This is a genomic window from Niallia sp. CD-39, from assembly GCF_059874745.1.
In genome coordinates this window covers 328,992-344,065 of sequence record NZ_JCBCPS010000004.1, presented here as the reverse complement: position 1 = coordinate 344,065, position 15,074 = coordinate 328,992, and the positions used below count along the sequence as shown (strand labels likewise).

The 15,074-nt window shown below is 36.1% G+C and carries 14 protein-coding genes; 10 read left to right on the top strand and 4 right to left on the bottom strand.

Annotation, left to right across the window (positions count from 1 at the left end; translation table 11 throughout):
• Window positions 1-73 precede the first annotated feature (73 nt).
• Complete coding sequence (locus tag AC6F34_RS11965) at window positions 74-628, top strand: thioredoxin family protein (RefSeq protein ID WP_500772364.1); 555 nt, start codon at window positions 74-76, stop codon at window positions 626-628.
• Between the two features lie 460 nt (window positions 629-1,088).
• Here AC6F34_RS11965 and AC6F34_RS11960 read toward each other — a convergent pair whose 3' ends face one another.
• The 3 genes from AC6F34_RS11960 to plsY all read right to left on the bottom strand — a co-directional run bounded on the left by AC6F34_RS11960 (window position 1,089) and on the right by plsY (window position 3,591).
• Complete coding sequence (locus AC6F34_RS11960; protein WP_500772362.1) at window positions 1,089-2,021, bottom strand: manganese-dependent inorganic pyrophosphatase; 933 nt, start codon at window positions 2,019-2,021, stop codon at window positions 1,089-1,091.
• Window positions 2,022-2,088: 67 nt separating this feature from the next.
• On the bottom strand, window positions 2,089-2,970 hold the full coding sequence (locus tag AC6F34_RS11955) for a GNAT family N-acetyltransferase (protein ID WP_500772360.1): 882 nt from the start codon (window positions 2,968-2,970) through the stop codon (window positions 2,089-2,091).
• A 12-nt stretch (window positions 2,971-2,982) separates the two neighbouring features.
• Window positions 2,983-3,591, bottom strand: coding sequence for a glycerol-3-phosphate 1-O-acyltransferase PlsY (plsY, locus tag AC6F34_RS11950; RefSeq protein ID WP_500772358.1), 609 nt, complete (start codon window positions 3,589-3,591; stop codon window positions 2,983-2,985).
• Between the two features lie 156 nt (window positions 3,592-3,747).
• Between plsY and AC6F34_RS11945 the strand changes: the two genes are divergently transcribed.
• The 8 genes from AC6F34_RS11945 (at window position 3,748) to AC6F34_RS11910 (ending at window position 12,148) form a co-directional block, all read left to right on the top strand.
• On the top strand, window positions 3,748-4,287 hold the full coding sequence (locus AC6F34_RS11945) for an RNA polymerase sigma factor (protein ID WP_500772457.1): 540 nt from the start codon (window positions 3,748-3,750) through the stop codon (window positions 4,285-4,287).
• Window positions 4,284-4,739 carry an anti-sigma factor family protein gene (locus tag AC6F34_RS11940; RefSeq protein WP_500772356.1) on the top strand — a complete coding sequence of 152 codons (456 nt, stop codon included), beginning with the start codon at window positions 4,284-4,286 and terminating at the stop codon, window positions 4,737-4,739. Before AC6F34_RS11945 ends, AC6F34_RS11940 begins: the two co-directional genes overlap by 4 nt.
• The gene (locus AC6F34_RS11935) at window positions 4,736-5,803 is read left to right on the top strand and encodes a hypothetical protein (RefSeq protein ID WP_500772455.1); all 1,068 of its coding nucleotides are present in this window, start codon (window positions 4,736-4,738) and stop codon (window positions 5,801-5,803) included. Before AC6F34_RS11940 ends, AC6F34_RS11935 begins: the two co-directional genes overlap by 4 nt.
• 144 nt (window positions 5,804-5,947) lie before the next feature.
• The gene (locus AC6F34_RS11930; RefSeq protein WP_500772354.1) at window positions 5,948-6,862 is read left to right on the top strand and encodes a diacylglycerol kinase; all 915 of its coding nucleotides are present in this window, start codon (window positions 5,948-5,950) and stop codon (window positions 6,860-6,862) included.
• Between the two features lie 312 nt (window positions 6,863-7,174).
• Entirely contained in the window at window positions 7,175-8,548 is a 1,374-nt protein-coding gene (gene rlmD, locus AC6F34_RS11925) for a 23S rRNA (uracil(1939)-C(5))-methyltransferase RlmD (RefSeq protein ID WP_500772352.1), read from the top strand.
• A gap of 783 nt (window positions 8,549-9,331) precedes the next feature.
• The gene (locus AC6F34_RS11920) at window positions 9,332-10,033 is read left to right on the top strand and encodes a CPCC family cysteine-rich protein (protein ID WP_500772350.1); all 702 of its coding nucleotides are present in this window, start codon (window positions 9,332-9,334) and stop codon (window positions 10,031-10,033) included.
• Between the two features lie 546 nt (window positions 10,034-10,579).
• Entirely contained in the window at window positions 10,580-11,116 is a 537-nt protein-coding gene (locus AC6F34_RS11915) for a GNAT family N-acetyltransferase (RefSeq protein ID WP_500772348.1), read from the top strand.
• A gap of 249 nt (window positions 11,117-11,365) precedes the next feature.
• A complete protein-coding gene (locus AC6F34_RS11910) occupies window positions 11,366-12,148 on the top strand; it encodes a YxiH-YxzG fusion protein (protein ID WP_500772346.1) in 783 nt (260 codons plus the stop codon).
• Window positions 12,149-12,439: 291 nt separating this feature from the next.
• Here the strand turns inward: AC6F34_RS11910 and AC6F34_RS11905 are convergent, their stop codons facing one another.
• The gene (locus AC6F34_RS11905; RefSeq protein ID WP_500772344.1) at window positions 12,440-13,288 is read right to left on the bottom strand and encodes a nuclease-related domain-containing protein; all 849 of its coding nucleotides are present in this window, start codon (window positions 13,286-13,288) and stop codon (window positions 12,440-12,442) included.
• 265 nt (window positions 13,289-13,553) lie between these two features.
• On the opposite strand from AC6F34_RS11905, the gene AC6F34_RS11900 reads away from it, so the two are divergent.
• Window positions 13,554-14,375: an SMI1/KNR4 family protein gene (locus AC6F34_RS11900; RefSeq protein WP_500772342.1), complete on the top strand. Its 822-nt coding sequence runs from the start codon at window positions 13,554-13,556 to the stop codon at window positions 14,373-14,375.
• The last annotated feature ends 699 nt before the right edge of the window (window positions 14,376-15,074 follow it).

The window sequence follows — 15,074 nt, the reverse complement described above, 5'->3', positions numbered from 1 at the left end:
GAAGCTCATTTATTTGTAAAAAGAATGAAATCGACATAAAATAAAGCTATGATTTGAGAAGGAGTGTGTCGATTTGGAACTAATTCAATGGTTTGAAAAGGGTCTAACAAAAGATCAATACATCGAACATATGAATGTAAACAAAGAGGAAATGCTAGCGATATATGATAAATTCACTTTATCAGAAGAGAATCAAAAGCGCCTAGCTTCCCTTAAAGGAACAGGGATGAAAGTCATCGTTCTTACAGAGGATTGGTGCGGAGATGCAATGCTAAATAATCCAATTCTATTAAAAATTGCAGAAGAAACCGATATGGACATCCGATTCGTTTTAAGAGATTCGAATTTAGAATTAATGGACCAATACTTGACGAACGGAACAGCAAGAGCGATTCCAATCTTTATCTTCTTAAACGACCAAAGTAAAGAAGTCGCAGTATGGGGACCAAGAGCACAAGAACTACAACAGTTTGTCATGGAAGAGAGAGCGAAGCTCCCTGCCCAAGATGATCCAGCATTCAAAGAGGCACAGATTGCCTTATACAAAGGGATCGGACAAAAGTATACAGAGCATGAAGTGTTTTGGCATGCTGTTGCAGATAGCATTATTGATAAAATTACAAAGTAAAAAAGATCCGAGGCTACTCGGATCTTTTTTTTATAGTGTGAGAGTTACCCATATTAGCTTATTGGTTCAAGTAATAATAGGGGTCGGATTATCACCGAAAGTTGTCGGAACTCACTCAGAGTTGCCGGAAAACCCTTAATAGTTGCCGGAATCCACTCGGAGTTGTCGGAAAACCCTCAATAGTTGTCGGAATCCGCTCAGAGTTGTCGGAAAACCCTCAATAGTTGCCGGAATCCACTCAGAGTTGTCGGAAAACCCTCAATAGTTGTCGGAATCCACTCGGAGTTGTCGGAAAACCCTTAATAGTTGTCGGAATCCGCTCAAAGTTGTCGGAAAACCCTCAATAGTTGTCGGAATCCGCTCGGAGTTGTCGGAAAACCCTCAATAGTTGTCGGAATCCACTCAAAGTTGTCGGAAAACCTAAGGAAGTTGAATAAGCTCCAACTCAGTCATCTAAATCTTATTTCCCTGTTAGTACATTTGTAAGTGGTGGTACAATTTGTTTTTTACGAGACACGACGCCTTTTAATAGAGCAGAATTGTTTTCTAAAGTTACTCCGTATGCTTCTTCAACTGCTTTTACTTGGTTTCCGAATGCAAGAGCAACAGAGTCATTGTTTAAAATATCTGTTAATACAAAGACGAACAAGTCAAGTCCTTTACTTTCAATCGCTTGAGACATCCCTGCTTCAAGTTCAGATTGTCTGTTTAAAACATCTTGAAGGTCAACGGCGTTTACTTGTGCGATTTCCACTTTGTAGTCGCCCATTTGGAATTCTTTTGCATCAAGAGTTAGCAGTTGCCCAATTGTTTTTTCACTCAGGTCAGCTCCTGCTTTTAACATGTTAAGGCCATATTCCTCTGCGTTCACGCCAGCAATCGCTTCAAGTTCTTTTGCAGCAGCAATGTCTTCTTCTGTGCATGTAGGAGATTTGAATAGCAGTGAGTCAGAAATGATTGCTGAAAGCATAAGACCAGCCATTTGTGCGCTTACTTCTATATTTTTTTCTTTGTATAATTTATTTAAGATCGTTGCTGTACAACCAACTGGTTCAGCACGGTAGTATAATGGATCACTTGTTTCAAAATTTGCAATACGGTGGTGGTCAATGACTTCGTTTACTTTAACATCACGAATGTCATCAGCGCTCTGCTGAAATTCATTGTGATCAACTAAGATCACTTCGCTTACTTCTTTCGATACTTCCTCAACAAGACGTGGCTCGTCCACTTGGAAGAAATCAAGTGCATATTTCGTTTCTGCATTGACTTCACCAAGTCTGATCGCTTCTGCTTCCAATCCTAATTCCTTTTTTAAGTTTGCATATACAATGGCTGAACTGATTGAATCAGTATCAGGATTCTTGTGTCCAAAAACGAATACTTTTGACATAACTTCTACTCCTTAAAAATCAGTGTAAGGCTCTTTGCCTAAACGTTATTTTATCATAGAATGAGCCTTATGAAAAAACATGTTGTTGTTTTTGAAAGGTATAGCTTACAAGTCTATGTTTCTTCTTGAAGCCAGTTGCTACATATAAATAGATGGCTCCTTTATTCTCTGCATCAACGCAAAGCGAGTTTTCAGAGATGGTGTCATAAGAAAAGAGTCTATTAATGGCTGTGCTAAGCAATGCTTTCCCAAGACCTTGCTTGCGAAACGCAGGGTCAACAGCAATAAATTCGATACTTCCATCTCCATGTACTGGATCAGCTTCATAGTATACATATCCTTTTAGCTGCTGATTGTCATGAATAAATAAGAGCTTTTGGTTTTCATTTAATCGGTTGATTATTTGCTCGCCACTATAGTACGCGTTTGGGAAAGCAGCATGATGAAGCTTAAAGAAGTCCTCCTTAAATGCTTCATCATAAGAAGTAACTACAGTTGATTCTTCTTCTTTAAATTCTTCTCTTGAAAGAGTTAGTACTTGATGTTCGCCTGTTTCTTCTGCTTTAAGTCCATGTAGGAAATGCCGTGCGGAATTATTTTCTACATTTACAAAAAAGATAAGTTCTTGTAACGCTTGGTGTTCCTTTATGATGGCGTCATAAATTTTGAGCGCAAGATTTTTATCTTCATTAGGAGCGATGAATGGGCCCCATACTTCAGCAGTGTGACCATCCTCATAAATATCTAACCCAAGAGCTCCGACGATATTGTTATCATGTAATGCGATGAAAAATGAAGTTGGATCAGAGAAATCCTCTTTAATCGTAGAGTAAATTTCTTCAGCATCTTCTCCACAAAAGCCAATATGGTGTTCATGTAAGGAATTAAGTTTCTCTAAGAATACTGCTAATTGTTTTGCATCCTGGTAAGGTTGAATAGAATATGTCAACGTAAGTACCTCCTATGCACTTTTGGGTGGAACTCGATCATCTTTTAATTTTGGATCAGTGATTTTTGGTTCAATTCCCAATAAGTGATTTCTAATGTTTGAGCGATGTAAATAAATAAGCAATAGTAGAAAAAGGATAAAAATGATTTCATGCCCACTCCCTGGTAGAAAGAAAGAATAGACAAATAAGGATAGACCAACTGATAATGAACCATAGTAGACGTATTTGGTAATCATGATGATTAGGACAAAGGCGATATAAGCAATAAGAAACATCCAAATGTTTGCAACAAGCAGTGCTCCAGCTGTTGTTGCAATTGCTTTCCCACCGCGAAAGCCTGCAAAGACTGGAAAGCAATGACCTAAGACAGCAGTTAAGCCGAGAAATAGCGGGTTAATATCTAGCTGAAATAAGAGCGGCAAGAAGGCAGCGATGGCCCCTTTTCCTACATCAATAAGCAATACAGCAACTCCAGCGCGTTTTCCTAGTACACGCAAACTATTTGTAGCACCAGGGTTATTACTCCCATGCTCACGAATATCAATCTTAAAAAATGCTTTTCCAATCATTAATGCAGTCGGAATCGATCCAATAAAATAAGCGAGTAGATACCATAGCAAGTAAGATTCCTCCTTAATTGAAATCATTTATATTCATTATATTCTGATTTGGAATTTAATTGGGGATAAAATAAAAAAAAGTATAATGTTTTTTGTAGGGGTTTCTTCATTCCGTTTCGTCTATTATGGTGAGCGCGATCGAGAGGGGGGAGAGAGATTAGCGATCAAATTTTAATTAATAGAATCAAAAAGGGCAATGAGCATGCTTTCCGTTTACTCGTTGAAAAATATCATCAAGAGCTTTTTCGTACCATTTATGCAGTCCTACGAAATGAAAAGGATGCTGAAGATGCAACGCAGGAAGTGTTTATTAAAATCTATTCCTCTCTCTCCCAGTACGAGGATCAAGGTTTTAAAACTTGGATGAAGCGCATTGCTGTTAATCATGCCATTGATATAAAACGTAAAAATATTCGAAGAAAAGAGGACTATGTGGAAAATGTGGAGTGGAATTCTTCTCACTCTGCATCAATAGAAGTGCAAATTCTAGATCGTGAGCAAAAAACATTCGTTTTAAAAAGGTTAGCAGAACTACCTGACAATTACCGAAAAGTTATATATGATTTTTATATACATGAAAAGTCATATCAACAAATGGCAGAAGAACAAGGAGTTCAGGTGAAAACAATCGAAACGAAATTGTATCGAGCAAGGATATGGATGAGGAAGCATTGGAAGGAGGATGATTTTTCTTGAAACATTATTCTCAAGAAGAATGGCTAAAGTATGTAAAAAACGAGATTGAAGAAGAAAACAGAGAATACTTTGAGGATCATCTTTATACATGTGACCAATGTTTAACCTTATATTTACAAGCTGTTGAAGACAGTGAAAGTGGATTACCAGATTTAACTGAGAAACCATCTTTTACTGACGAAATCATGGCGAAAATTGCTGAAACAGATCATTCAATACCAAACAAAAAGAAAATATACAATAAGTCATTGGCACATTATGCGATCGCTGCTGGCTTAACCATCGTAATGATGTCAACAGGTGTGTTTCAATTTTTAACAGAGCAAACAATTGGATTCCAAGAACGTCATACCCAAAATACAGAACGCTCGTTCACAGATCATCTTGTGGACAAAACAGTTGCTTGGATAAATGGATCAGATAGATTACAGGAAGGAGATGAACAACGATAATGAAAAATCCGATCATTGCCTTTATTTTAGGATTTTTGCCAGGAGTAGGCATGCTCTACTTAGGAAAAATCGTTCGCGGATTATTTTATATGCTAGGAGAAGCATTTTTTGTAGCGATAACATTGTTTTTTGTCGTAATGGGAACTGATACCCCACTCATTATCTTTACATTTTTCAGTGGGATTATCTTATATATTGTCAGTTTGATTGATACAGGGGTGACAGCTTCTACCTTGTTAAAAAAGCCATCTCAACATGATTCAAATGAAGAGGAGCATGATTTAAACTATGAGCGGTTTAGAACAATTCTCCTTTCCTTTATACCAGGTGTTGGGCATTTCCACCTCGGCTTGATGAATCGGGGACTCACCTTTATGGCTTCATTTTTAGGTGCGAGCATCATGATTTTATTTATCGCATTCTCAATCAGAATGGAATTTACTGTGTTTTTACTTATTCTTCCTGTCATATGGGTGTATAATTTCTTTGATAGCATTACACAGTTAAATAAGTTGCAACGTGGAGAAGAATTAGTTGACCGAACGATCTTTGAGGATTTTGAGTCAGATAAAGAAAGTGGGAAGAAAAGCAAAGCTGTGGCAACGATGCTTGCCGTTTTCCCAGGGGCAGGGCATCTATATCTTGGGCTGCAAATGCGAGGCATCCAGCTCATGGCAGCGTTTCTATTCTCGATCTATATCCTTGATGTGCTGCGACTAGGAATTTTTCTTTTCTTGATTCCAATCATTTGGTTTTATAGTTTCTTTGACGGCTTGCAAAAGGCTGCGAGGATGGAGGAAGAAGAGGTCGAGGATGTTCCAATCATCTCCTCGCTTATGAATTATCAAAACTGGATCGGATGGGGTTTAGTGGTTGTAGGATTCTATTATTTAACAATTAATATTCTTCTTCCAACGCTCTCACCGTATATAGCAGAATACTTAAACTACAATCAGTTAACCTATATTTTCGAACGCTATTTGCAAACCGGAGTCGTTTGTATCATCTTAATTTTTGGAGGAATCAAGCTTTTAGCAGGTTCCAAAAAATCAAAAGCAAATTAGTATAAACCTTGGAAAGGGATGCGGTCTAGCTGTGTTCCTTTCCTTATGCTCAGAGCAAAGAATTGCTAAAATAATCAACATTATGTATGATGTAAAAAGATGGGATGGTTATGGAAAATTTTAAAGTAAGTAGGATGATTAATTATGAAAAGAGCTAGAATCATTTATAACCCAACGTCAGGGCGTGAGTTGTTTAAAAAGCATCTAGCAGAAGTATTGCAGAAGTTGGAGGCAGCAGGCTATGAGGCTTCTTGTCATGCTACAACAGGTGAAGGTGATGCAACGAAGGCGGCACGAATCGCTGTTGAGCGCAAATATGATTTAGTCATTGCCGCTGGTGGAGATGGAACGATTAATGAAGTAGTGAATGGACTAGCAGAACAAGACTTTCGTCCAAAGCTAGGAATTATCCCGATGGGAACAACAAATGATTTTGCTAGAGCCCTTCACATCCCACGTGATGTAGAAGAAGCTACAGATATAATTGTAAATGGCGATACAATTCCAGTCGATATCGGTCGCATCAATGATCGTTACTTTGTGAATATTGCAGGCGGCGGAAAAATCACTGAACTTACATATGAAGTACCGAGCAAGCTAAAAACGATGATTGGCCAGCTCGCATACTACCTAAAAGGGGTAGAGATGCTGCCTTCAATTCGTGCGACGAATGTGAAGATTGAATATGATGGAAAAGTATTTGAAGGAGAAACAATGATGTTTCTCGTTAGCTTAACAAATTCGGTTGGTGGCTTTGAGAAGCTTGCTCCAGGATCATCAATAAATGACGGGCTATTCTCCTTGCTTATTTTAAAGAAAACGAACTTAGCCGACTTTATTCGAGTCATTTCACTCGCTTTACGTGGTGAGCATATTCACGATTCAAAGGTAATTTATACACAAGCAAACCGAATCAAGGTATATTCGGATGAAAAGGTACAATTAAACTTAGATGGAGAGTTCGGTGGCTTGCTTCCAGCGGAATTCGTCAATCTATATCGCCATTTTGAAGTGATGGTACCAATTGATAAAATAAGAGAAGAAGACATACCAAAATAATAGAATAGAAACCGTTCCTTGTATAAGTGAGGAGCGGTTTTTTGTACAATGATAAGAAAGAATAAAATTTTGACATGAAATTATGAAGTATAGTTTTCTTAAAGTTCTACGAACTTATTCAGTGTCTAGCTCCAGGCGCCATCGGCTCGAGGTCATAAGCCAAAGCCCGCAAGATACAGGATTTCTTTTGGTCTTCGTCTTATGCTTGTCGCCGATAGACGGGTGCCTTGCGCTTTCCTTAATTTCGTAATTCCCATTAAACTATGGTACAATCTTGCTAGCAATTAGGGAAATAGAAAAGGACGATAAATCATGAAAAAAACGATTCCAGTAAAGAAAAATGATTATATAGATGTGACATTTGAAGATTTAACACATGATGGAGCAGGGGTAGCAAAGGTTGAAGGCTATCCGATTTTTGTCCCAAACGCGATTCCAGGAGAAAAAGCAGAGATTAAAGTGATCAAAGCGAATAATGGATACGGATTTGGGCGTTTAATCGAGTTATACGAGAAAAGTCCAGATCGAGTGGAAATTAGAAAGGAAGACGAAAATAAATATGGTGGCTGTCAATTACAGCATTTAAGCTACGATGCACAGTTGCAATTCAAGGAAAAACAAGTGCGTGAAGTCATGAGTCGGATCGGAAAGCTTGAAGATGTAGAAGTTCACCCGATTCTAGGGATGACAGAACCAACTCATTATCGCAATAAAACACAGGTACCTGTCGGAGAGAAAGATGGGAAGTTAATCGCTGGGTTCTTCAAGCCACGAAGTCATGAAATTGTTGAAACAAATGATAGCATCATCCAGAATAAAGTGATTAATGAAGCTGTTCAAGTAGTCAAAGAAATTGTAAGTGAGCTTAAGGTTCCTGCCTACAATGAAAAAACGCATAAAGGTGTGCTCAGGCACATTATGGCCCGCTATGGGAAGCAAACAGGAGAGTTAATGATTGTTCTTGTCACACGCACAAGCACAATTCCATTTGTCGAGAAGATTGTGAAAGAAATTGTTGCTCGTATGCCTCAAGTGCAATCAATCATCCACAACATTAACTCGAAGAAAACAAATGTCATCTTAGGTGATACAACGAATGTATTATGGGGAAATGAGGTCATCTATGATTACATCGGTGACGTGAAATTTGCGATCTCTGCAAAATCATTCTATCAAATAAACCCTGACCAAACGAAAGTGCTCTATGATAAAGCACTAGAATACGCAGGGCTAACAGGAGAAGAAAAGGTCATCGATGCATACTGTGGCATCGGCACCATCTCCTTATTCTTAGCACAAAAAGCCAAAAGTGTGTTTGGCGTCGAAATCGTCCCAGAAGCAATCGAAGACGCAAAAAGAAACGCACAGCTTAACAACATCGAAAACGCCGCCTTCGCCGTTGGCAAGGCAGAAGAAATCATCCCAGCATGGTACAAAGAAGGCAACGAAGCAGACGTCCTAGTCGTCGACCCACCAAGAAAAGGCTGCGACGAAGCCCTGCTCCAAACCATCATCGAAATGAAACCAAAACGCGTCGTCTACGTCTCCTGCAACCCAGCAACACTCGCACGAGACCTACGAATACTAGTAGACGGCGGCTACAAAACAGAAAAGATTCAACCTGTTGATATGTTTCCACATACGACTCATGTGGAGTGTGTGGCGGTGATGGAGTTGAATATGTAACCCCATAATAATCTCCTGTGCCACAAAATAAACAGATAGCATAATCAAAAAAGTTCTGATATGCCTGTGGAAAATGTGTGGGTAAAAGCAGGAAGAAAAGAAAAAATAAAGAGGGTGGGAACAGGAATCCCATCCTTTTTTTCTGATTTAAGACAAGAGGGAAAAACATGATAGAACCTTGCCCTATAAATGCTTGAATAGAAGTGTGAGAGGGTACTTACGAACCCCAAAAGCCTAAAAAAGAGCGAGAAAAAGCAGGAGAAAAAAGCAGGGAATAGCACGACATTATTTTGATTAAAAAATATTTGTGGCAGAAAAAAGTGAGAAATAAATCGGGAAATTGACTGAGTTGTGGAGTACTTTATTTTAATTAGGAGAAATTAGGAGGCGCAGGAATAAGAGGTGAGAAGGTCTTAAGAAGTACGTATTTTTTTACTGAACAGGAAGACTAACAAATAAGATGAATCGGTGCTTGAGGTTGACCTTTCCTAAAATAAGGAAGGTTTTTTGTTATAATTGAATATTCAGGGTAAACGTAGATGCATCAAAATAGAAATAGATACAATAGAAAATTCAAACTAACCTTCCTTCAAATAGTGTTAAAAAGTTTAAATCATACTGCAGATTGTGATAATAGAGTTCAAATAATGAAAAGAAATTTATCTGAGTTCTGAATGATTAATAGCTATATTTCAAATAAAGTTATTATTACTCGTAATGATAAACAAATATAAAAAAGCATATTAGATAAACATCGATAAAGAATGATGAGGGGAATAAAAAATGAATCGGTATAATTGTCCTTGTTGTGGTTATCCAACACTAGAAGAGAGACGAGGTTGGGAAATTTGTTGTTTATGTTATTGGGAAGATGATGGACAAGATGACCCCCACGCAGATAAAGTTTGGGGCGGTCCGAATCAAGACTATTCACTTACAGAGGCTCGGGAGAACTTTAAAAAATACTACATTATGTATAGAGATAAACAAAGAATCCTAGAACAAACGGATAAAGAAATTCAAATAAAGAAAGGTTTAATTAATGAATTTGAAAAACTTAGAACCGCAAATAATGAAACTGTTCAACAAATATGGCAGGAAGTCGACTCCTTAGAAAAGGCACTAAATGATATTGTTCACGAGAGTACAGAACGGTATAGCAATAATATAGAGAAAAATCAAGAAATAATAAACCTAATAAATTCTGATAACTCCGATACAATAGTAAGTGGTTTGCTTTCCTTAGCATTAAATGCAGATGATGGAGAATTCATACAAGACCTGATGGTCCAATATAGTCAGCACAAGAACGAAAATGTAAGGGGAATAGCAATTCTTTGTTTTGGTCATATTGCTAGAATACATAAAGCGGTTAACAAGGAACTGATTATTCCACTTATTAATGATGCATTGAATGATGAAAGTAAATTTGTTAGAGGACATACTCATTTAGCTTTAGATGATATAAAAATGTTTTGTAAGTAATCACGCTTTAGAGATTATCTCTGAAGCGTTCTTTATTGGAGGATGTGCGTGACGATTAAACACATTTTAGTTATAACCATTATCGAAATTGAGTATATCTGCTTGTTTATCATTATAAGCGGTACCTATAATCTTATTAATTTCTTCCTCTAATGGTGGGATAATTAACGCCTCTGAACACTCTTTAGATACTCATTGATATCTTCCCTTTCAACCCTAGCAATCGCTCTATGTAGATAATAAGTTGCAATATTTTTAGTCTATAGCAGCCTTTTAGAATTGATAAAACTGTCTGGTGAAATAATCTTGGATTAAGGGAATGAGTTAGTAAAGTTCATAATTGAGTGTGAAAATGAAATCGAAAATTAGTGAATATAAACCTATTTTTATGAAAATTTATATAATTTTGTTTTTTTGTGTGAGTTTGTATTTGAAGGGATTATGATACAAGAATATAGTTTCGTAGTTACAAATAGTAAATTAAAGGAAAACTAATCTGAAATAACGAATATATTATTGACATTCATTTTGTTAGGAGAGATAAAGATGCTATTCCAAAATGATAAGCTACTTGTCCGTAAATTAGAATTAAAGGACAACCATCTGATAACTAAATGGCTTTCTGATCCTTTAGTTCTTGAATATTATGAAGGAAGAGACAATCCTTTTGATTTAGAAAAAGTAAATAAGAAATTCTATCAACGAAAAGATGGTGTCAGCAGGTGTATTGTGGAGTTCGATAAAGTTGAAATCGGATATATTCAATTTTATCGAGTGGATGATGAGGAAAGAGCATTATATGGGTATGGTGATGTTCCTGATCTTATTTATGGTATGGACCAATTTATTGGAGAGACCGAATATTGGAATAAGGGAGTGGGTACGACTCTTGTAAAATCGATGGTCGACTTTTTAGTTGAGCAAAGAACTGCCGATCGAGTCGTAATGGACCCGCAAACTTGGAATGAGAGAGCCATTCGCTGTTATGAAAAATGTGGTTTTAAAAAGGTTAAATTACTTCCCAAAAATGAGTTTCATGAAGGGGAATATCGAGATTGTTGGTTGATTGAATATACAAAATAAAGTAGCAGCATCAATAAATTTTAGTGTATTCCTCCGTCCCTCGGTACAATCGCTAGGGGGATTTTTTGTATTCGGATGGCTACTTTTTCCTAGATTTATTCTATTTTTCAGTAAATAAAACGTTTAGACTAAAGGTAGCAGCAAATTTTTAATGGGGTGACAGAGATAGAGAATTTCATTTTACATAAGTATATGGACTATAGTTCAGATTTAATTTTTGTAGCGGGTCAAGTTGCGAGAGATGGAACGTTGTTACTGATTGAGAGTAATAAACAGGAGATCGATTTCTTTGAACGACCAGTGCCTAAGTCTAACTGGGTTATTCGGTTGATTAAAGGAGATCGGTTTGTTGAAACAGTTGAATTAAAAAATGTTCCACTTATGCCGACAAAAGTGGATCTATTTTCAGATGGTACAATCCTAATAGTACAGTGTCGTTGTTTAAAGGATGGTCAATCCATTGAACGCAATGCGAGGAGATATAATCCTAATGGACAATTAATTGAAGCCTTTACGTTAGGTGATGGCATTCAGGATATGCAAATAGACGAAACAGATACAATATGGGTAAGTTATTTTGATGAAGGCATATTTGGAAACTTTGGTTGGGATCAGCCTATGGGTAGTGATGGCGTGGTTGCATATAGTATGAATGGAAAGCGCTTGTGGGGTGCTGGAGATTATGGAATCATTGATTGCTACGCATTGAGTGTTGTCAGTTCAAAGGAAGTATATTTTTACTACTATGATGATTTTAATCTTATTGAACTGAATGAGATGAAAGAATCTATTCGTTATCGGATAAATGGTCGTCATCACTCACTGCATCAATTTATGTTTGATGAAGAGGCATTAATTGGTGAGGTAGATATGTACACTATCATCCTCTATCGTAAAGGGTTAAGGAACTATACTCCTAAGGAAAGAGTGCAGTTAACTGACGAGAATGGTAAACGAATCATCGGTCCGGTGTTTATGCGAGGATCACATCTTTATGCGTATGGTAAGGACGGGATCTATAAGAAATTGTGATATGGAGTAACTTCTGATATTTATATCTCTCCTATTTTTAGATCTCAAAGTATAGCTCACTCCGATAAAACAAAATGATTAAGCCTCTGTAATGAAAGAGAAATGTAAGACCTGTGGGAAATGATGAATTCACAGGTCTTATATTTTATTGTGAATTAGTTTTTTGCTTCTTACTGCAATTCACTAACTGTTTCATTCTCTCTAAGAGATTGTGCTTTCAGAAAAAGGGATTCAGTCCCTTCTTGTTTCATATCATAAATCTAATAATAATGTTGATTACAAAATTTCTATTTAATTACACAGTTTTTGATGTTCAAAACAATATATTTTCCCTTTGAACTTCTTGTTAGATAAACAGTATGATCTTACCTTTTCGGACACAGATTTTTGGCATACTGTACACTTATTCTCACTGTTTATCTTATGATCATTACTCACCTTTCTCTGGATGCTATCTATATGTTGTTTTCTGATTGATGCATCTGGAATGTTGGAATTCAAAAGAGAAGTGTGTATCATTTCAATATCATAGTTCGTTAAAATGGGATTTTTGTTTTGTAATTTAAGTACAGCAACTTTTCTGTTTATAAATTCAGTCAATTCGATATCATAAATTACCAATTCAGTTGAACTAATCTTTCGTAATTCTTCTTCGATTTTAAAAGTACATCGTTTTGTAAACGAAACTATTGAAATAAAATAGGGGTGGAATTTTACGTCAATGAAAGGTTTAAGTGCCTGTATATGACCATAATTCTGTATTAGAGGATTCATCATTTTAAACTTGCCATTAATCAACCACGACTTTCTATCTTTCCCTCCATAAATTGTTCCTTGATAATTCTTTGTTTCGATTACAAATAATCCATAAGGAGTAACGACAACGTGATCAATTTGGGAAAATCCTGTTGATGATTTGGGATTTTCAACTAATAAATCACTTAAATACTTATACTCTTTGGGCATTTGAGATAGTTGAATGTCGATTTTGTATTCCCCGAGTTCACCTTTTCTAAGTGCAATCCGTTCATTCTTTAACTTGTTTTCAATATTGTTTGTAGATGTTTCAGTGCTTGGAGTTGTTTTATTTTTATTAGCATTGCTGCTCTTTTTATTTTTAAATAAAAAATTTAGAAACATAATTTGCCTCACTTCTACAGGAAATAAACATATAACTTTATATCGGCATAAATAAAGGCGTTTGAATAAGTCTTATTCTATTAGAAAGTTCATTATCTACTCAAAATAATTACTTCTACACTCTTCAAATATTTACCCTTAATTCAATTACATTTGTAGTTCTGTTTTAACTTCACATATAAATCTCACAACTTGCCGTTTATAATTGGTTATAGATTAATTAGCAATTCTCGCATAATATTCTCGCATAATGGGAGTTGAAAAAATGAACGAAACTTTATGGGAAGAAGAATTTGATGAATATGATCAGGGGGATCTTAATTTAGAAACATTAGATTACGTACAGAATGAACTAAAAGTGACTTTGCCAGAATCATATATTCAGTTGATGAAGAGAAGAAATGGATTCTATTTAAGAAAGAAATATTTCCCGACTGATACTCCGAATAGTTGGGCGAACAATTCTGTACAGATTGAATATCTGTATGGAATCGGTGAAAACAATGGAATCCTTGAAACGGTTTATTTACGGAAAGAGTGGGGGATTCGTAGTAAAAAAATCATCATCCTTTCAGCCAAACCACCTATGTTTATTTGTTTGGATTATAGAAGGAGGAAACATCCTTCTGTCATTTTCATAGATGTTGAACAAAATCAAGAAATCAAATTAGCGAATACCTTTCAAGAGTTTATGAATGGACTTGTCGATGTTATTGCAGAAGAAGAGCTAGACCTTTATACTTCAGACCTTTCTGAACAGGAAATGAAAGATTATTATGTGAAAATAGATGATGTCATACAAAAAGGGAAGCCTGGAGATATTGACCGTCTCTTCTCAAAAGTTCTTTCAACGAATAATGAGTTGATTCGCTATATGGTTGAAAAAATGAGGCAACACGAAAAACCTAAAGTTCATTATAACTTATTGTTATTTTTATCTTGCTGCGCCGAAGGTGGAAATAAGGGCATTATAGAAGATGCGTATTTACTAGAAGTGTTAAATGAACTTTCACAAAGTAAAAATAAAGATGTGAAGGAATTCAGCTTATATTGTTTGGAATTGTTGAAGAAGAGACTTTACTTATAAACATATGAATACGAAAGAGACTGTGATGAAAATGATCGTTAAGATAGAAGGCTATTTTCACCAAGTATTAGTTGAAGGGAAAAAGTGAGAAGGGTCCCGTTGCAGGAATTAAAGTTAGTTTGAGATCACGAAATCTCATTTGAGAGCAAAAACATGAAGTTTGAGATCACGAAATCTCATTTGAGAGCAAAAACATGTAGTTTGAGATCACGAAATCTCATTTGAGAGCAAAAACATGTAGTTTGAGATCACGAAATCTCATTTGAGAGCAAAAACATGTAGTTTGAGATCACGAAATCTCATTTGAGAGCAAAAACATGTAGTTTGAGATCACGAAATCTCATTTGAGAGCAAAAACATGTAATTTTAGATCACAAAACCTCATTTGAGAGCAAAAACATGTAATTTGAGATCACGAAATCCAATTTGAAGGCAAAATGTTTTCACATGGGAAGTCAGAGAGTAACTTCAAGAAACAGTGGGATTTTATGCACATTATTGTGAGTATGTATAACTAGTCGATAATTAATCTTCGTTAAATTGCAATAATCCATTGATAACTACGTTAGAATGTGTTAGATTTATCTGAAAATAGAGGTGGGTATTTATGGCTTCATTCGATAAGGCAATAATCTCGTTCTCACAATTACATCATCATATCATGTAGTCTTGCTATTCGATTTATTAATAATCGTCAAT